The sequence below is a fragment of the Paraferrimonas haliotis genome (assembly GCF_002282895.1).
Classification (GTDB): Bacteria; Pseudomonadota; Gammaproteobacteria; order Enterobacterales; family Shewanellaceae; genus Paraferrimonas; species Paraferrimonas haliotis.
The window spans coordinates 707,094-724,570 of sequence record NZ_NRRB01000001.1 but is presented as its reverse complement, the minus strand read 5'-3'; the positions used below and the strand labels follow the sequence as shown (position 1 = coordinate 724,570).

At 47.5% G+C, this 17,477-nt stretch carries 15 protein-coding genes; 3 read left to right on the top strand and 12 right to left on the bottom strand.

Translation table 11 applies throughout. The annotated features are described in order from the left end of the window. Window positions 1-25 precede the first annotated feature (25 nt). Together htpG and CLC91_RS03375 are read right to left on the bottom strand one after the other, a co-directional pair. The gene (gene htpG, locus CLC91_RS03380) at window positions 26-1,936 is read right to left on the bottom strand and encodes a molecular chaperone HtpG (protein WP_095497528.1); all 1,911 of its coding nucleotides are present in this window, start codon (window positions 1,934-1,936) and stop codon (window positions 26-28) included. A gap of 177 nt (window positions 1,937-2,113) precedes the next feature. Further along, window positions 2,114-2,905 carry a DUF4344 domain-containing metallopeptidase gene (locus CLC91_RS03375; protein WP_158220685.1) on the bottom strand — a complete coding sequence of 264 codons (792 nt, stop codon included), beginning with the start codon at window positions 2,903-2,905 and terminating at the stop codon, window positions 2,114-2,116. Between the two features lie 221 nt (window positions 2,906-3,126). On the opposite strand from CLC91_RS03375, the gene CLC91_RS03370 reads away from it, so the two are divergent. After that, the gene (locus CLC91_RS03370) at window positions 3,127-4,029 is read left to right on the top strand and encodes a glucosaminidase domain-containing protein (protein WP_095499979.1); all 903 of its coding nucleotides are present in this window, start codon (window positions 3,127-3,129) and stop codon (window positions 4,027-4,029) included. A 75-nt stretch (window positions 4,030-4,104) separates the two neighbouring features. Here CLC91_RS03370 and CLC91_RS14955 read toward each other — a convergent pair whose 3' ends face one another. The 3 genes from CLC91_RS14955 to CLC91_RS14950 all read right to left on the bottom strand — a co-directional run bounded on the left by CLC91_RS14955 (window position 4,105) and on the right by CLC91_RS14950 (window position 5,257). Continuing rightward, window positions 4,105-4,248, bottom strand: coding sequence for a hypothetical protein (locus CLC91_RS14955; RefSeq protein ID WP_158220684.1), 144 nt, complete (start codon window positions 4,246-4,248; stop codon window positions 4,105-4,107). Window positions 4,249-4,486: 238 nt separating this feature from the next. Further along, a complete protein-coding gene (locus CLC91_RS03365) occupies window positions 4,487-5,095 on the bottom strand; it encodes a lysozyme inhibitor LprI family protein (RefSeq protein ID WP_095499978.1) in 609 nt (202 codons plus the stop codon). 3 nt (window positions 5,096-5,098) lie between these two features. Beyond that, window positions 5,099-5,257, bottom strand: coding sequence for a hypothetical protein (locus CLC91_RS14950; RefSeq protein WP_158220683.1), 159 nt, complete (start codon window positions 5,255-5,257; stop codon window positions 5,099-5,101). 138 nt (window positions 5,258-5,395) lie between these two features. Between CLC91_RS14950 and CLC91_RS03360 the strand changes: the two genes are divergently transcribed. Continuing rightward, window positions 5,396-6,394, top strand: a complete 999-nt coding sequence (locus CLC91_RS03360) for an HlyD family secretion protein (RefSeq protein WP_095497524.1) — start codon at window positions 5,396-5,398, stop codon at window positions 6,392-6,394. A gap of 3 nt (window positions 6,395-6,397) precedes the next feature. After that, on the top strand, window positions 6,398-7,900 hold the full coding sequence (locus CLC91_RS03355; RefSeq protein WP_198950897.1) for a DHA2 family efflux MFS transporter permease subunit: 1,503 nt from the start codon (window positions 6,398-6,400) through the stop codon (window positions 7,898-7,900). Window positions 7,901-7,908: 8 nt separating this feature from the next. Here CLC91_RS03355 and CLC91_RS03350 read toward each other — a convergent pair whose 3' ends face one another. The 7 genes from CLC91_RS03350 to purL form a co-directional block, all read right to left on the bottom strand. Next, window positions 7,909-8,478 (bottom strand): MarC family protein, encoded by a 570-nt coding sequence (locus CLC91_RS03350; protein WP_095497523.1) that lies wholly within the window; start codon window positions 8,476-8,478, stop codon window positions 7,909-7,911. Between the two features lie 129 nt (window positions 8,479-8,607). Then, window positions 8,608-9,897, bottom strand: coding sequence for a cation:proton antiporter (locus CLC91_RS03345; RefSeq protein WP_095497522.1), 1,290 nt, complete (start codon window positions 9,895-9,897; stop codon window positions 8,608-8,610). Window positions 9,898-10,079: 182 nt separating this feature from the next. Beyond that, window positions 10,080-10,970, bottom strand: a complete 891-nt coding sequence (locus CLC91_RS03340) for a cation transporter (RefSeq protein ID WP_095497521.1) — start codon at window positions 10,968-10,970, stop codon at window positions 10,080-10,082. A 202-nt stretch (window positions 10,971-11,172) separates the two neighbouring features. Next, window positions 11,173-12,057 carry a LysR family transcriptional regulator gene (locus tag CLC91_RS03335; protein ID WP_095497520.1) on the bottom strand — a complete coding sequence of 295 codons (885 nt, stop codon included), beginning with the start codon at window positions 12,055-12,057 and terminating at the stop codon, window positions 11,173-11,175. Between the two features lie 73 nt (window positions 12,058-12,130). Continuing rightward, window positions 12,131-12,652: a lipocalin family protein gene (locus tag CLC91_RS03330; protein WP_095497519.1), complete on the bottom strand. Its 522-nt coding sequence runs from the start codon at window positions 12,650-12,652 to the stop codon at window positions 12,131-12,133. A 31-nt stretch (window positions 12,653-12,683) separates the two neighbouring features. After that, entirely contained in the window at window positions 12,684-13,055 is a 372-nt protein-coding gene (locus tag CLC91_RS03325; protein WP_095497518.1) for a VOC family protein, read from the bottom strand. A 509-nt stretch (window positions 13,056-13,564) separates the two neighbouring features. Further along, window positions 13,565-17,461, bottom strand: a complete 3,897-nt coding sequence (gene purL / locus CLC91_RS03315) for a phosphoribosylformylglycinamidine synthase (protein ID WP_095497516.1) — start codon at window positions 17,459-17,461, stop codon at window positions 13,565-13,567. Window positions 17,462-17,477: the final 16 nt, after the last annotated feature.

Sequence of the window (17,477 nt, the reverse complement as noted above, 5' to 3'; positions counted from 1 at the left end):
GTCCCCATCATGGTAGCTAAGACCGCTATTTAGCTAACTTCAGCCAAAGCTCGTTTAGCTGTTTAATAAAGCTCGACGGATCCTCTAAGCTCCCACGTTCGCTTAATTGCGCTTGTGATAGCAGCAACTCAATCCAGGCTGCGAACTCTTGCTCATCCTGCTCGCTATCCAGCTTTTGTACAATCGGATGCTCAGGGTTTAACTCGAAGACTCCTTTCGATTCCGGCACAGGCTGACCGGCAGCTTGCATAAGCTTAATCATTTGCGAAGACATTTCGTCATCCGCGGTCACTAAGCACGCTGGGGAATCGGTCAAACGCGTCGTAACTCTCACGTCTTTAACCTTGTCACCAAGGACATCTTTCACACGTTTTACCAAGTCTTCTGACTCTTTCTCAACTTTTTGTTGCTGCTCTTTGTCGGACTCGTCTTCCAGCTCACCCAAGTCCAAATCACCTCGAGACACATTAACCAAAGTTTTTCCATCGAACTCAGTCAGGTAGCTCATCATCCATTCATCGACGCGCTCGGACATAAGCAGAACTTCAATGCCTTTCTTGCGCAAAACTTCAAGGTGCGGGCTGTTCTTGGCTGCGGCATAAGAGTCTGCTGTTATGTAGTAAATCTTATCCTGACCTTCTACCATGCGAGACATATACGCTTCTAAAGAGACGGTCTCAGCCGGTGAATCATTGTACGTTGACGCAAAGCGAAGCAATTTGGCAATTTTCTCTTTGTTCGCCGCATCTTCCGCTGGGCCTTCCTTCAGAACAGCGCCAAACTCTTTCCAAAAGCCTGCGTAAGCTTCTTCATCATTGGCAAGTGCAGAAATCATGCTTAGTGAACGCTTAGTTAACGCGGTGCGCATCGCTTGGGTTACTTTATTGTCTTGTAGAATTTCTCGAGACACGTTCAGCGGTAAGTCGTTTGAGTCCAGTAAGCCCTTCATAAAGCGAAGATAATTAGGCATAAAGACTTCTGCATCATCCATAATGAAAACGCGCTGCACGTATAACTTTAAGCCATGCTTGTTGTCTCTGTTGAACATATCCCAAGGTGCCTTAGAAGGGATATAAAGCAATGACGTGTATTCGTGCTTACCTTCGACACGGTTGTGGCTCCACTTAAGCGGATCCGCGAAATCGTGCGAAACGTGCTTATAAAACTCTTTGTACTCTTCATCGGTGACGTCAGATTTTGAACGGGTCCATAACGCTTCCGCTTTGTTAACTGCGTTCCACTGTGCAGGCGTTGCTGGAATTTTTTCGCCGTCTGGACCTTCGCTCTCTTCAGTCGCTTCCGACAAAAATTCCACTGGAATCGAAATGTGATCCGAGTATTTGGTCACAATAGAGCGCAAACGCCAGTCATCGGCAAACTCTTTCTCTTCGTCGCGTAAATGAAGAATAATATCTGTGCCGCGAGATTCTTTTGCGATGTTTTCTAAGGTGAAACTGCCTTCGCCTTCTGAAACCCATTCAACACCTTGCTCTGAATCCGCACCAGCTGCGCGAGTACGCACCGTTACTTTATCAGCAACAATAAATGCTGAGTAAAAACCAACACCAAATTGGCCAATCAGCTGCGAGTCTTTAGCAGAATCGCCCGATAGGTTCTTGAAAAATTCAGCGGTGCCCGATTTGGCAATTGTGCCCAAGTTATCGATAACGTCCTGACGACTCATACCGATACCATTGTCAGAAATGGTTACTGTTCCGGCTTCCTTATCATGGCTAACTCTAACCCTCAGGCTGCCGTCTCCTTCGTAAAGGCTGTCATCTTCTAACGCTTTATAGCGCAGTTTATCCGCGGCGTCGGCGGCGTTGGAAACCAGCTCTCGCATAAAAATTTCTTTGTTGCTGTAGAGGCTGTGGATCATCAGTTGCAGTAATTGCTTTACTTCTGTTTGAAATCCGTGAACTTCTGGCTGAGACATCTTGGCTCCTTTCTAGAATGCGTTATTCAATGATGAAATCTCTATGGGTAGATAGATGGGAGCGCGTTTTGGCTTTTCAAGAGGAAGCGCAAAAAAAATTGCAAAAAGGGAAAAAAGTAAAAAGGGACGTACCCCTGTGGATAAGCAGGGTACGTCCCCTAGCGAGGGAGCTGGAAGCTATGGTTGCGAGAGTACATAGTCCTCGATTAAGCGCAGCCAAGCGCTGCGAACGCGCTGATAGTCTTCGGAGCAAGTGTCAAGCCGCTCTGGGCTAAAAAGCCCACTGGCTTCAAACTGCTGGGCATACTCTTCATCCGCTCCAGCGACTAGGCAATAGGTGCGATAAGCGCGCTGTGCATCTAAGCTGTGCTCGCCAGCTAACTGCTCTTCATCAATCTCGGTATAATCGCTACTTTCTAAGTCAAACAGATCCCCCGCATGAATCGCTTTTTGGGCACCGTCAGGGTACCATTCCAGCAGCAAAATGGTGGCCAGCGCATCCGCGGCATCTTCTTCTATACCGATAACCGGCACTTGATAGCGGTCGATAAGCGCATGGGCCATCTCGTGATAAACGGTGTGCAACAAAGCATCGAGCGCTGCTCTTCTCGCCTCATTCAAATTCAATCCGTCGTCGATAAAGCGCTGCTGCACTTCTGCATAAAAACCATAAGGAATGGTAATTAATGACTGTTCTGGGTCGTATTCGGGGCCATCGACCCCACCCAGTCGAACCAATAACGACTCTTTAAGTTGCCAATTCTCATTAAGTAATCGTATCGCTTGCTCTACGTTTGAACTTTCGCTGATGACTTGCTGCGCACGCTTATCACTTTCTGTTTTCGCCCCCCCGTATTGCAATGATAGTGCCGCTGCATTTTTGCCTGCCAACAGCAGTACACTCAATAAACTGATAACCAGCAACTGTCGCATTCTCCGCCCAGTAACCCCGCTCAATTGTAATACCATCCACTTCCCCTTAAAGGCCATATAACAACACTGAAAACTTCACCAAGTTATTGATATGGCTAATTTAGCAGCTTCTTGCATGGTTAAAACTTCACCACCCAATGCTTTTTTATTAAACTTTTTGCAACAATTGCATAACAGTTCCTGTTGTATACTTAATTATCCATGATACAACGACATGGTAATTCCCTACCAAGAACAAAACAAAAGGAATCAACAATATGATAGTAAACCTGATAAAACCTCTGAAGTTCGGTTTAGCCTCCTGTCTATTAGTCGCACCACTGTCGTTTGCCGGAATCGAAGTTTACGGTGATATAGACAAGCAAGTTCCTTTTTACTCCGCCTCGGAGTTAGCTCAGCAATTAGACCAACACGGACTCAAAACCGAGACGGTTCGTCACATGAGAGCTGTGCCACCGGTGTTTGTCGGCCACATTCCTAGCGACCTATCCACCTTAACCGTTGAGCAGAAAACGGATACCTTCATTCGCATAATTCTAACCAACATGGTGCAAGCGAATGAACGCATTCAAGCCGACCGCGACAAACTGATTGCTCTACACAGCGATCACCATCTGCAACGTCATGAATCACAATGGGTAGAAGAGCTCGCTCAGCATTATGGCTTTGGTGGCACTCCAACTAAAGAAGAGTTGCTAAAACGTGTTGATACCATTCCTGTATCACTTGCATTGGCACAAGCCATCGACGAGAGCGCTTGGGGAACATCACACTTCGCGGTGGAAGGTAACGCCCTATTTGGGGAACACTTGCCGCCTCATTCTAAATCGAAGAAATTCATTCAAGCCAGAGGAGCCGATGTTAAACTGGCGGCGTTCGATACCGTGCTTGAAACCTGCATGGAATACGTGCACAACCTAAATACCGGCGCGGCCTATGCGGATTTGCGCGAAATGCGCCATCAAGCAAGACAAAATAACCAGCACATTTCTGGCCATGAATTAGCCACAGCTTTAGTAAGTTACAGTGAGCGTGGTAACGATTATGTCGAGAATCTACAAAGCATTATTAATCACCGCAATTTAGGAGAGCTGGACAATACTCGTCTAATTCAAGAGCAACAAAGTGTGTTGCACATAAAAGCGGATGAAGAAGCCTAATGTCGCAATGCAGGCCATAAGATAGTCCTTAAAGCATTAAAAAAAGCTGAGCAATTAAGCTCAGCTTTTTTTCGCCTACAAAACGATACCTAAGACACGAACCCGCAAGCGCTTCTGGCACAATGGCAATGCCAGCGAAAGCAGATTAATGAAGGTTGACGAGAGCACAAGCTCTTTAAGTGAACTGTTTGCCCATGCGCCTTGCAAAGGATTAGTCATACAAAAATACCTAACTCCACGGTCTCTCAATACGGTTTTACCCACGCCTATCACAAAGTTAACATTAATTGCCAAGTAAACACATAATATTTAACGCAATTAGCTCGTTATTACCGGCAAAACGACATAATAAAGGGCTGTGACCCGGCGGGTTTACGCAGACATTGAGCCCATAGTGAACAAGGTAGCCGCCATCAACGTTTATGTCAGTGGCATTTTATCTAAGAATTGTGTTGTGCTATTGAGATGGTTTTTGAGTGCAATTCAGCGCTGTTTGTTGATAGTACCAAACCAGTTGCAGCGACCTATCGTTCTGAATGAGTTGCGCATCTTGCCCCACATAGCCTTTGCTTGAATCGGCGTTTTTATATAGCAATTTCATTTGATCGCCTCGCTCGATAATGGCGGTAGGGATGTCACTGTCGAAGTAGCGCACCACCAATTCGTTGCGAACATCAGTATTGCACTGATAAAACAACGGACCTTGCACGCTCACCAATTGATAACGAGCTTGCAATTCGGATAGGCGTGTTTGGTAGCTTAGCGCTACGCAATCGGCTTCGTTGATCGCTTTCCAACACTCGTTGCGGCCTTTTACCCAACCGCGTTGCTCAGCTTTCAATAATGAGCGTTCATTGGCGGCCTTGCTTAGCGCTTGTTGATACGCTTTGGCCAAATCCCGATCCAATTGGCTCAGTCTGTCTGATTGACACACCATAGCTTCGGTTGAATCAGCGCTGACTTGACTGCAGTCAAACGATGGTCCTTGGGATTTCGCATCAGCGGCAAAAAAGCACAGGGTTAGCAACAACAGCTTCAGCTGCAACGGATATTTCAAAAGCAACATGGTTTAAACACTCGCCTTTTTCGAAAAGAACACAAAAGGTATGGCCAACGGCCCAACCAACAAGCTGACAATTAGCCAAAAGCGACGGCTCGCGTTGCGCGCTTTCGCCACCTGATAGCAGATAACCATGCTCACCGCCGTCATAACGAACACCCAGATCATATGTCACTCCCTAACCTTGTACCTCATTGATTCTAGTTTGAATTAACATACAAAGCCACCGCCCAGCAACACTTACCCACCGGCCCTTTTGCACTAGACTTAGTGGCAGCTAATTGATTTTTCATATTGGAACCATCAATGACCAAACTGATTAAAACTACGGTTATTATTATCTTGCTTGGCGCACTGGGCATCGCCGGCTATAGCTATTGGAGCTATAGCAAACAACATCCGAGCACCAGTAATGCCTACGTACACGCCAACCTAGTGTCGGTAGCACCACAGGTTTCTGGAACCATTACCAAGCTGCACGTCAGTAATTTTGCTTACGTTAAAAAAGGCGACGCCTTAGTGAGCATCGATGCAACCGCTTATGCGTTAGCCGTTACCGAAGCCAAAGCCGCCTATCAAAGTGCTTTGCAGCTTAACGAATCGCAAAATTCCGCCATTGACGCAGCGATAGCGCAATTGAATGAAGCTAAGGCGGAGCTTAGCAATGCCCAAAAAAATGCCAAGCGCACTAAGTCTTTAGTTGAGCAACAACTGGTGCCGCAACAAGCGGCTGATGACGTCAACACCCAACTGGCGGATGCCCAAGCGCGCATGAGTGCTGCCCAAGCCAACGTTCAACAAGCGGTCGCGGTTCGTGGTGGCGATGCCAACAGCTCTGCTGCGGTTCAACAAGCCGCAGCCAAACTAGCCCAGGCAGAATTGAATTTAAGCTATACCGAAATCAGCGCCCCATTTGATGGCTACATCGGCAGCATTGAAATACACGATGGCTCGTTGGCGCAGCAAGGGCGAGCGCTGTTCCCCATTGTTAAGCAGTACAGCCAATGGATCAGAGCAAACTTTAAAGAATCGCAAATGACTAACATACAACAAGGTCAGCCAGTAACGGTTACCGTGGATATGTACCCCGATGAAGTTTGGCATGGCGTGGTGGATAGCCTCTCCCCTGCCAGCGGCTCGAGTTTCTCTTTGTTGCCTCCTGAAAACGCCACCGGCAATTGGGTAAAAGTGGGACAGCGCTTTCCGATTAAAATCCGCTTAACCGACGATCTCGCTAGTAAGCCGCAACTGCGGGTGGGCGCCAGCAGCGAAGTCACCATAGATACGACTGCAGCGTTGCAATAAACCGTGGAAAAGCTAACCCCTTTTAAACGATGGATGATCGTGATTGCGGTGATGACATCCGCCATCATGGTGCTGATCGATATGACCATCGCCATGGTGGCTATGCCGCAAATGCAAGGTGCGTTGGGAGCCACCTCCGATAGCATTACCTGGGTGCTTACGGCTTACACCATGGCGGAAGCCATCTTCATCCCCATGACCTCATTCTTTGCAGCCAAGCTTGGCGAGCGGCGCCTGCTGTTGTTTGCGGTGTCTGGATTCATGCTGGCCTCCATGTTGTGCGGTCAAGCTCAGTCCATTGAAACCATGGTATTTTTCAGAGTGATTCAAGGTGCTTTTGGTGCTGCGGTGATTCCTTTGTCGCAATCGATTCTTATCTCGATTTTTCCCGACAACCAACGCAACAAAGCCATGGCGATTTTTAGCATTGGCATTTTAGTAGGACCTATTTTAGGCCCAAGTCTGGGCGGGCTCATTACGGAGAATATGAATTGGCGCTGGGTGTTCTACGTGAATCTACCTGTTGGCTTATTTTGTTTAGCGATGATTTACGCTTTTGTGGATATGGCTAATAAGCGCAAAGCCGATATTCATTGGGGCGTTATCGCCTCTATGGCGCTGGGGGTGGGTTTGTTGCAAATGGTGTTAGACCAAGGCAATCAAAAAGATTGGTTCGAATCCGGATTTATTCAGATCAGTCTCGTTATCGCCCTGCTCTCCCTAGTGGCATTCGTTTATCAAAGCTTTAAAAGCCGCAGTCCCGCCGCCCCCATTTGGCTAATCCGCAATCGCAATTTAGCCCTTTCATCGATCATGATGGCCATTTTCGTCAGTGCCGTATTCGGGCTTACCTCGCAAGTACCCATGATGCTGGAGGGCATGCTCAATTATCCTGTCGACACAACGGGCTTCTTATTGGCCCCTCGTGGGGTAGCGGCCGGCATTACGCTTATTTTGACGGCCCGATTAATGACCAATGAACGACTGAAATGGGCGGTGTTTGTCGGGGTGAGTTTGTGTGCACTTTCCGGCTTAATGATGACCCAATACTCCCTTAACATTGATCCAAAATGGGTGGTACTACCTACCCTATTGCAAGGTTGTGGCATGGGGCTGGTGTTTTCGTCGCTTTCCAACATGGCGTATACCACGCTGGCTAAGGAACATCAGGTTGGCGGTGCCAGTATTTATAATTTGTTTAGAACCGTGGGCAGTTCATTTGGCATTTCCATTGTGACCACCTTTCAATTTCGCCAAGCACAAACCCAGTGGAACAGTTTAGGCGAAGGCATTAATCCATACAGTGTCAATTTGCAAAATTGGCTGGATTCCAATCAACTGCAATTAACCGATCCCAGCACCATAACCTTATTGCAGCAGCAATTGCATCAGCAATCTGAGATCGTTGCCTTCGTCCATACCTATGCTTTTGTTACGCTGTTATTCTTGTCGATCCTGCCCTTTTTATTCTTTATCAAGATCCCTAAAAGCCAACTTAACGACTGATAGGCTCACTAAATTGCGAAGTAAATCTTGATGCCTTCGAGAACATTGGCAACCGCCACTGACCCTAAAATAATGCCCATTACTCGGCTGATTAAGTTGGCTCCGCTCTTGCCTATAATGGTTTGAATACGTCCGGCCAATAACATAAATATCATTGCGATCAGCAGAACCGCGAGTATGACCAACAGGGTTTGAAACTGCTCGGTGACATTGTAAAGGCTGTTTTCTGTCATCATCACAGCCGCTAATATCGCGCCAGGACTCGCGATTGAAGGAATGGCCAGTGGGAAAATCGCCGCTTCAGTGCTTTGTTCGCACATTTTGCGCTCCTGCTCTATCTTGCCTTCACCAAAAATCATGGTCATAGCAAACAGAAATAACACGATGCCACCAGCAACTTGAAACGCAGGTAACGGGATAGCCATGGCACTTAGAAGCACTTCGCCGACAACAACAAAAAACACCAAAACCAATGCCGCCACTGCACTTGCTTTAATCGCAATGCGACGACGAATGGTTTGAGAATATTGCGAAGTAACGGCTAAAAAAACGGGGACGGTGCCTATCGGGTCGATCACTCACACCCCCTTGGCAAAATATTCCAGTGATAATGATAGCAAATTCGAGCTTACTCTAAGCTGAACCAAGCGAGTGGGCACAAAAAAACCGCTTGTAAAAAAGCGGTTTTAATTCGGTGTTATTGAGCACTACTGCTGCGATTTGGTTCTCGCATCCTCTTCATTACTCTTATTAATAAAGCCTGTCACCGTGCTGCCTTGCACCAGAATAGAAAACAGCACCACCGCATAGGTCATCACCATGATGAGCTCTCGCAAATCAATGTTAGCACTACCCCAAAGCATTACGCCTGTGGGTAAGCTCATGGCCATTGCAAATGCCAGTCCACCACGTAATCCACCCCACACCAAAATGCGCTCCGCATAGCTGTTGTATTTCTTAAAACGGCGGAAGAAGAAATAAGGGATATACACACCACAGGTACGACCCACCAGAACAATCGGCACGGCCAGTAGCATGAACCACCAAAGTTGCTTGTCAAATTCAACCAATAGCAACAATAAGCCTAAGAGTAAGAACAACAATGAATTTAGGAATGACTCTATTAATAGCCAAAAATGCTCAAAGACTTCTGAGCTGGTTTCGTCGGTCAGTTTAGGTACGACAAAGTTACCAACAATGATGCCAGCCGACACCATGGCCAAAGGCCCTGAAACACCGAGCATGTCTGCTAACACATAACCGGCGCTAGGCACTAATGCCGAAATCAATAAAAACTGGGTACTGTCATCGCACAATTTAAGTAACCGATATAGTCCATAGGCGAGCACACCACCAAACACAATGCCGCCTACCGCTTCTTGCATAAACAAACCAACCACTTCCATGGTTGTCAGCGGAGTTGTGGAGAAGGCCAGCTTAGACAATGAAACAAAAATCACCAAGCCAATACCGTCGTTGAACAGAGATTCACCTTCCACTTGAATCGAGACTTCATCCGGTGCGCCTAAGGACTTAATGATCGCCAGAACTGCAATTGGATCCGTTGGAGAGATGAGCGAGCCAAATAATAGACAGTAGATAAACGCCAACGGGTGGCCAATGAATTGAGCGACGTAATATACGATGCCACCAATAACAAAGGTGGATATTAGAGTGCCAACAAAGGCTAAAAAGAAAATTTCCCAGCGCTGCTTCTTTAGAATTGAAAAGTGAATTTGCAGAGCACCTGCGAACAGCAAAAAACCCAACATGCCGTCGAGCAAGAGCTCCTTAAACTCCAGTTGTTTTAAATCCACCACAAAGGTTGAGTACAAAGAGCCATGAAACACTTTACCAACCAAAAGAATAAACAAACTGATGAGCAAGGCAAGACCCGTAATGGCGATGGTCTCTTGCAGCCGTTTGAGACGATTGGCTACCAGCGAGGTACAAAGAGCCAATGCGGCGAGTAAACATAGAATTGCGTAGGTAGTCAAAAGCCATTCTCCTTTGGTTGGTAACGGATACCCAGTTCACTTTACAATCAATTTTGTATTCGTGCTAATGAGTATAGACAGCTGACTCAATAATTTATGTGTGATTTTTAGATAGTTAGGGACACTTTGTTGAATTCAATAGTGTTTCAATATGGCTTTGTTTGTTGACTCACCAGCGCCAATTAGAGCGCTAAATTAAGCTTGAGTTTGATGTCGAACGGTAGTTCTGACAAATCCGCTAACATGCTCTGCTTCATACGTTTCAGCTGCTTGGGCTTTAGTGCATCTTGATGATCGGCGTTAATATCGAGATTAACTTGAAGCTCTGGCCCAACTTTGACCACTGCAGCGAGTTTCACTTGCGCTGCCATTGGATGGCGCTTAATGCAGGCACTCACCTTGCTGACTAACTCCGGTTGGCTCGACATGCCAAGCAATTCGCGCATGGCGTCTCTGATCATGGCCAACGGCACGCTTACAAAGTAACCGGCAATCATAATCATCATTAACGGATCAGCGTAGTTAGCATAATGAGCCCACGGCGTCATGGTCATAAGCCAAGCGCATAAAAACCCCGCGGTAACCGCCACACTTAACCAGGTATCCATTTTCCACTGCTTAATTTCGGCTTCAATGAGACCGGTGGAATGAGCGTTGTTCATTTTAAGTAATAGCCACCACGCTATGCCGCAACCCAGAATATTAACCACTCCAAATAGCCCTGCAATGTCGAGTTGCATAGGACTTGGTCCCTGCATTAATGCGTTACAGGCTGACACAAAAGATATCGCCACCACCGTGAGAATAGCGACGCCTTTTATGGCGATTACCAGTGGCTCTAATACGGCTTTACCATTGGGGAATTGCTTATTTCTGTTGCCGCGAATGGCCTTAGCAGCAATGAGTGATAACAAGGTTAGGCCTAAACTGACCGACGAGTAAAAGCCGTCAAAGGCTATGACATACGAGCCCAACCACCAGCCAATAATAACGCCACCGACCGCAAACATGCCTGCTAATATGCAAGAAATCACTAGGGCGTTACGTTCGTGGGACTGCGTGGAGAGAGACATATAACCTCTTGTTATTTAGTAAGTTGCTAATCTACCGACAAGTAAGATTAGGGTTAACTTATATTGAGGTTGGTTTTACAAAATGACAACAGCCAAGACGGGGACGAGAAACGCCAGCAAACCAGCAACTCCAATTAAATCAATTTTATCAACTAGTTAGCTCAATATTGATCTGTCATTAAATTTGACACTGACTGATGCGTTAGAATGCGAATAAGTAGTCTTGCAACTGCTCAGCAAGCCAGTTCATGGCCAGATGCTCTGTGACTCCTGGAGTACTGAACATGCAATAATCTTCCTGAATAAGCCCGTAGGTATGTTTAATGACATTCAGTTTCTGCTGACGTAACAAAGAGCGAATGAGCGGTTCGGGCATAACCCCCCAAGCTTGTTCGGTTTGAATGCTACTGAGAATGTAATCGAAACTGGAAAAGCCAATGTAGTTTCTCGAAAAGGGTTGCAGCTCTGGATTGTCCTTTTCATTGAGATACACCATGGAAGCTTGCATGGTCTCTTGTAAATCCTGATCGCTGACTCGGCGTTTTTGAGCTAATGGATGCTCGGCATTGCAAACCGACATCATCCGAATTTTTCCTAATGGTTGAAAACTGACCCGAGCGGTTTGCTCTCTCTCATAGTCAACACCAAAAGCAAAATCGACTTGTTCGGTGGCCACTAAGTTGGCCAAGTCTCCGGTAGACGCCAGGATAAAGTTAAACGATGTGGCTGGAAATTGGCCGTTCAATTGGTGGGTTAACTCTTGCCATAACTGATCCGGTAGCGAGTCGTCACGAGCAATCCACACCTCCGCAGCGAACTCTCCTCGCACTTGTTTGCAAGTCAACCGTATCCGTTGCGCGGTATCCGACAAATTGCTGCAATCGCGAAGAATGGCTTTGCCCGCTTCAGCAAGTGACAATTTATTTCCACTTCGCTCAAACAAAGCAACACCAAGCTCCGCCTCCATGGCTTTGATGGCCATGGTTAGGGTAGTTCGATTGATACCGCTGTGGCGTGCTGCTTTTGATACCGACTGGTGTTCAGCCACCAAACAAAAGGCGTCAATCTGGCTAAAAGTTAACGCCATTCACAGGTCCTTGTAGAGAGCTTTATAGCCTTCCTTTGAACAGTTTCTAGGAAAGTTTCTTGAAAAATAGTAATCACGGTTGCGGGTGTTCAACGAAGATGATTTCTTCGGTATTAAAGCCTCGTTGCTTCGCTTCGTTTAGGAAGCGCTGCTTTAGCTGCTCGGACACCTGCGGAGTGCGCGCCAACAACCACAAATAGTCATGATTAGGCCCCGCAACAAACGCGTATTGGTAATCCTGTTTATCAAGCTCGAATACCACGTAAGATCCGTAGAATGGGCCGAAGAATGACACTTTTAAATACCCTGAGTCGGTACCCTCCACGAAGTAGGCTTTGCCTTCAGCTTCTTGCCATTGCTGTTCATTGGTTTTAAAGCCTCGATTCAACACCTTCACACCACCATCGTCGCGCATCGAATAGTTAGCAGTGACTTGATTCATGCCCCGTTCGAAGGAGTGATCCAGCCGTGCCACTTCATACCAAGTACCTAAATAGCGCGGTAATTCGAAGTTGCTTACCGGGCTAACTTTATCTGGCAAGCCCACGCATGCTGATAATAAAATGCTCATGAGTAATACCGTTACTGCCCGCATACTACTTTCCTTTATTATTGTTGTTTGGCCATCAACGATGTTGGTCAATTAAGATAGGATTACCATCCGGATCGAGTAACATTATGCTGCCCGGTCCCGTTGAATTTACCTCAAGCGTCTTAGTCAACTCAAGGCCATTGTCCAACAAATGCTGCTGTATTGAATTAATGCTATCGAATGGGTCAACTGCATTGGCATGCTGATCCCAACCAGGATTGAACGTCAACATATTGCGCTCAAACATCCCTTCAAAAAGGCCAATGACGCAATCTCCGCTGCGCATCATTAAATAATGATACTCGTCACTGCCACCAACGACACTAAACCCCAGTGTTTGGTAAAACGCTTTTGATTTAGCCAAGGACTTAACCGATAAACTGATTGAGTGAGCCCCAAGTTGCATAGTGATCTCCTTTGCTTGCTTTTATCAGTACAGCATAGCAACTCGACTCCGCCATCGTATGTTAGAGACAGCTAAAATAAGTGATTAAAATCATATAAATAGCAAAAACTTGATCCAGATCACTATGAAGATGAGCCAGACTGTTATTGTTACAGCGAGGTTAACAACTTGCTAGGAAAGATGATGGAATTGAAGAAAGACCCCAGATGCTACACCGATGTGTGCGTTAATGGGAAATGGTTTCACCATGACCATTTAACCAAGAGCGCTTATATGCTGAATGGCAGTCAATCAATAGCTATCGAATTAGTTAAGACTCCAGAAACGGAAGACGAATTGATTAATCTGCTCCAAGGATATTGTTAACCCGATTTACCCTTTGTTTTGTGTACTCCTGCGAACTTTGCGAAAAGCCTATTACGCTTTTCGCTTTTTTTTGCGCTCCAAAAAAGGGGGCCAGGCCCCCTTTCGCAAAAAAAGGGGCCTGGCCCCTTTTTTGGAAGCGGCGTTTAGCCGATTTGCTTGCGAGCGTTGCGGAACATGCGCATCCAAGCGCTGTCTTCGCCCCAGTCATCTGGGTGCCAAGAGTTAGCCACGGTGCGGAATACCCGCTCTGGATGCGGCATCATGATGGTAGCTCGCCCATCTAAGCTGCTGATCGCGGTAATACCATTCGGCGAACCGTTTGGATTCGCCGGATACTGCTGCTGGACTTCACCTTGAGCGTTAACGTATCGAAGCCCAATCGTGTTGGTTGCTTCGGCAGCAGCCAAGGCTTGAGGGTTGGCAAACTCTGCGCGTCCCTCTCCGTGAGACACGGCTATGGGCATTCTTGAGCCCGCCATACCGGCAAAGAACGCCGAATTGGATGGCTGAACTTCAACTAGGCTAAATCGAGCCTCAAAACGCTCCGACGCGTTGCGAACAAAATGCGGCCAATGCTCAGCACCAGGAATCAGCTGTTTTAAGTTAGACAACATTTGACAACCATTACAAACACCCAAGGTTAAGGTGTTATCGCGATTGAAAAAGTCGCTAAATTGCTGACGTGCACGCTCGTTAAATAGTATCGATTTAGCCCAACCTTCGCCGGCCCCTAAAACGTCACCATAACTAAAGCCACCACAGGCCACCAATGCTTGCATTTCATCCAGAGTCAAGCGACCAGAGAGGATGTCACTCATGTGAACATCTACGGCTTCAAAGCCTGCTCGATCGAATGCCGCCGCCATTTCCACATGGCTGTTCACGCCCTGCTCGCGTAAAATCGCGACCTTAGGTGCATTTCCTAAAGCAATATAAGGCGCTGCGATGTCTTCACTCGGTTCGAAACTCAGCTGAGCAACTAACCCTTGGTCATCCGAGACTTTTAGCGCCAGCTCTTGCTCAGCACACTCTGGGTTATCCCGCAGTTTTTGCATCGCAGTGGTGGTTTCAGCCCAAATACCACGGAGCTCTGTACGGCTTTCGTCGCTAATTACACGCTCACCTTCGCGAATGACAATGCGATCGCCTTGACGCAATTCGCCAATTACAGTGGCGATATCCGCCACTCCAGCTTCAGCGCACAAGGCCTGAAGGTGCGCCAAATCATCTTTTCGGATTTGAACCACGCCACCCAGCTCTTCGCTGAACAAGCGACGTACGTCGTCGCCGGCTAAGTCGGTAACATCAATGTCTAAGCCGACTTTGGCAGTAAATGCCATTTCGACCAAGGTTGTATACAAACCGCCATCGGAGCGGTCGTGATAGGCAATTAGCTTCTCCTCGGCCACCAACTGTTGCATCACATCGTAAAAACCACGCAGCAATTCGGGCTTATCTAGGTCTGGCGTAATCTGGCCAAGCTCTCCGTACACCTGTGCTAAACACGAACCGCCTAAACGATTTTGTCCCAACCCCAAATCAAGCAATACCAAACAGGTATCGCCTTTATCGGTACGCAGCTCTGGCGTTACCGTTTTACGAACATCTTCGACACGACCAAAAGCGGTAATGATCAACGACATAGGTGCAGTAACGCTCTTATCGGTACCGTCGTTATCTGTCCATGCGGTTTTCATGGACATGGAATCTTTGCCCACAGGAATGGTTAGATCTAAGGCTGGGCATAATTCCTCACCAATGGCTTTAACCGCTTCGTACAAGCCGGCGTCTTCACCTGGGTGACCCGCAGCTGACATCCAGTTCGCCGATAATTTGATGTGTTTCATTGAACCAATATTGGTCGCAGCTATGTTGGTGATGGATTCCGCTACCGCCATTCTTGCGGACGCCCCAAAGTTGAGTAACGCCAATGGGGTGCGTTCGCCCATCGACATGGCTTCACCGTGATAGCTATCGAAACTGGCCGCCGTTACCGCACAGTCAGCCACCGGAATTTGGTGGCGACCAACCATTTGGTCCCGCGCCACTAGGCCGGTAACCGAGCGATCACCAATGGTAATTAAAAACGTCTTTTCGGCAATGGTGGGCAGTCGTAATAAACGGTGAATGGCATCTTTAACATTCACATCTGCACTGGCAAACGCTTTACTGTCTGCTTGGGTCGTGGCCACATCTCGATGCATTTTAGGCGGCTTACCTAACAGCACTTCCAGTGGCATATCAATGGGCTTATTAGCAAAGTGCTCGTCCGTTAGGGTCAAATGACGCTCTTCGGTTGCGGTACCAACAACGGCATAAGGCGCACGTTCACGCTTACAAATTGCGTCAAAGTCGGCCAAACGCTCCGGCGCAACCGCCATTACATAGCGCTCTTGAGATTCGTTACACCAAATTTCTAACGGACTCATACCGCGCTCATCGCAAGGCACATTACGCAGTTCGAAATTGCCGCCGCGACCGCCATCATCTACTAATTCCGGGAAGGCATTGGATAAACCACCAGCGCCCACGTCGTGGATAAATAGGATTGGGTTATCGTCACCCAGTTGCCAGCAACGGTCGATCACTTCTTGGCAGCGGCGTTCGATTTCTGGGTTTTCACGCTGAACCGAGGCAAAATCCAAATCTTCGGAGGATTGCCCAGAGGCCATGGAAGAAGCAGCCCCGCCCCCTAGACCAATATTCATCGCCGGCCCACCTAATACAATCAGTTTTGCGCCGACGCTAATGTCACCTTTTTGTACGTGCTCGTCGCGAATGTTACCCAAACCACCGGCTAACATGATGGGCTTGTGGTAACCGCGCACTTCTATGCCATTGTGGCTCGATACCTGCTGTTCATAGGTACGGAAGTAACCCAGCAATGCAGGTCGGCCAAATTCATTGTTAAACGCAGCTCCGCCCAGTGGGCCTTCAATCATAATATCCAAAGCGGAAACAATACGGCCAGGCTTACCATAGTCACTTTCCCAAGGCTGAACCTTGCCGGGAATCTTTAAGTTAGAAACCGTGAAACCGGTTAAACCGGCTTTCGGCTTAGAGCCGCGACCGGTAGCGCCTTCATCTCGAATTTCTCCGCCGGATCCGGTCGCTGCGCCCGGATATGGGCTAATGGCCGTAGGGTGGTTGTGGGTTTCCACCTTCATTAAAATGTGCACCGGCTCGCTGTGATAGCGATAAACGCCATCACGAGCATCCGCAAAGAAACGTCCGGCGACGGAGCCTTCCATGACTGCCGCGTTATCTTTATAAGCAGACAAGACATGCTCTGGGGTGTGCTCGAAGGTATTCTTAATCATTTTAAACAGCGATTTAGGCTGTTCAACACCATCAATAGTCCAATCGGCGTTAAAAATCTTATGGCGACAATGCTCCGAGTTGGCTTGAGCAAACATCATTAGCTCAACATCATGGGGGTTGCGCCCTAACTTAACAAAGTTGTCTACCAAGTAATCAATCTCGTCATCCGCTAAGGCTAAGCCCAATTGACGATTCGCCTGTACTAAGGCTCTGCGCCCTTCACCTAAGATATTGACCGCTGCCAATTGGGCTGGATCCGTATCAAAGAATAAGGCTTTGGCGTCAGAAGCTTGGCTGAAGACGGTTTCCATCATGCGGTCGTGAAGCAAGGCCGCGACCTGTTGATATTCCGCTTCGTTAAGCTCTCGCTCAGCCGTTATGCAATAAGCAATGCCTCGTTCTAAACGCTTGATTTTAGTTAAGGCACAGTTGTGAGCAATATCGGTCGCTTTCGATGACCAAGGTGAAATGGTTCCCGGACGCGGGGTCACCAATACCAGTTGTCCTTGAGGTTCGTGAGATTCTATCGCCGGACCATAGGTTAAAATCTTATCCAACTGCTGTTGTTCATCGGCGTTTAGCGCTTCCGATAAATCAGCAAAATGAAGAAATTCAGCATAGATGTCTGTTACTGGCAATTGAGCTTGCTGGCACGATTTAACCAATTGAGTAACGCGAAACGCAGATAACGCTGGAGCACCACGAAGGATCTCAAACACGTCTATTCACCTTTTG

Bases quoted from the DNA above. Each gene is read 5' to 3' on its own strand.
- htpG (WP_095497528.1), bottom strand. From the start codon at position 1,936: ATGTCTCAGCCAGAAGTTCACGGATTTCAAACAGAAGTAAAGCAATTA.
- CLC91_RS03375 (WP_158220685.1), bottom strand. From the start codon at position 2,905: ATGGTATTACAATTGAGCGGGGTTACTGGGCGGAGAATGCGACAGTTG.
- CLC91_RS03370 (WP_095499979.1), top strand. From the start codon at position 3,127: ATGATAGTAAACCTGATAAAACCTCTGAAGTTCGGTTTAGCCTCCTGT.
- CLC91_RS14955 (WP_158220684.1), bottom strand. From the start codon at position 4,248: ATGACTAATCCTTTGCAAGGCGCATGGGCAAACAGTTCACTTAAAGAG.
- CLC91_RS03365 (WP_095499978.1), bottom strand. From the start codon at position 5,095: ATGTTGCTTTTGAAATATCCGTTGCAGCTGAAGCTGTTGTTGCTAACC.
- CLC91_RS14950 (WP_158220683.1), bottom strand. From the start codon at position 5,257: ATGATCTGGGTGTTCGTTATGACGGCGGTGAGCATGGTTATCTGCTAT.
- CLC91_RS03360 (WP_095497524.1), top strand. From the start codon at position 5,396: ATGACCAAACTGATTAAAACTACGGTTATTATTATCTTGCTTGGCGCA.
- CLC91_RS03340 (WP_095497521.1), bottom strand. From the start codon at position 10,970: ATGTCTCTCTCCACGCAGTCCCACGAACGTAACGCCCTAGTGATTTCT.
- CLC91_RS03335 (WP_095497520.1), bottom strand. From the start codon at position 12,057: ATGGCGTTAACTTTTAGCCAGATTGACGCCTTTTGTTTGGTGGCTGAA.
- CLC91_RS03330 (WP_095497519.1), bottom strand. From the start codon at position 12,652: ATGCGGGCAGTAACGGTATTACTCATGAGCATTTTATTATCAGCATGC.
- CLC91_RS03325 (WP_095497518.1), bottom strand. From the start codon at position 13,055: ATGCAACTTGGGGCTCACTCAATCAGTTTATCGGTTAAGTCCTTGGCT.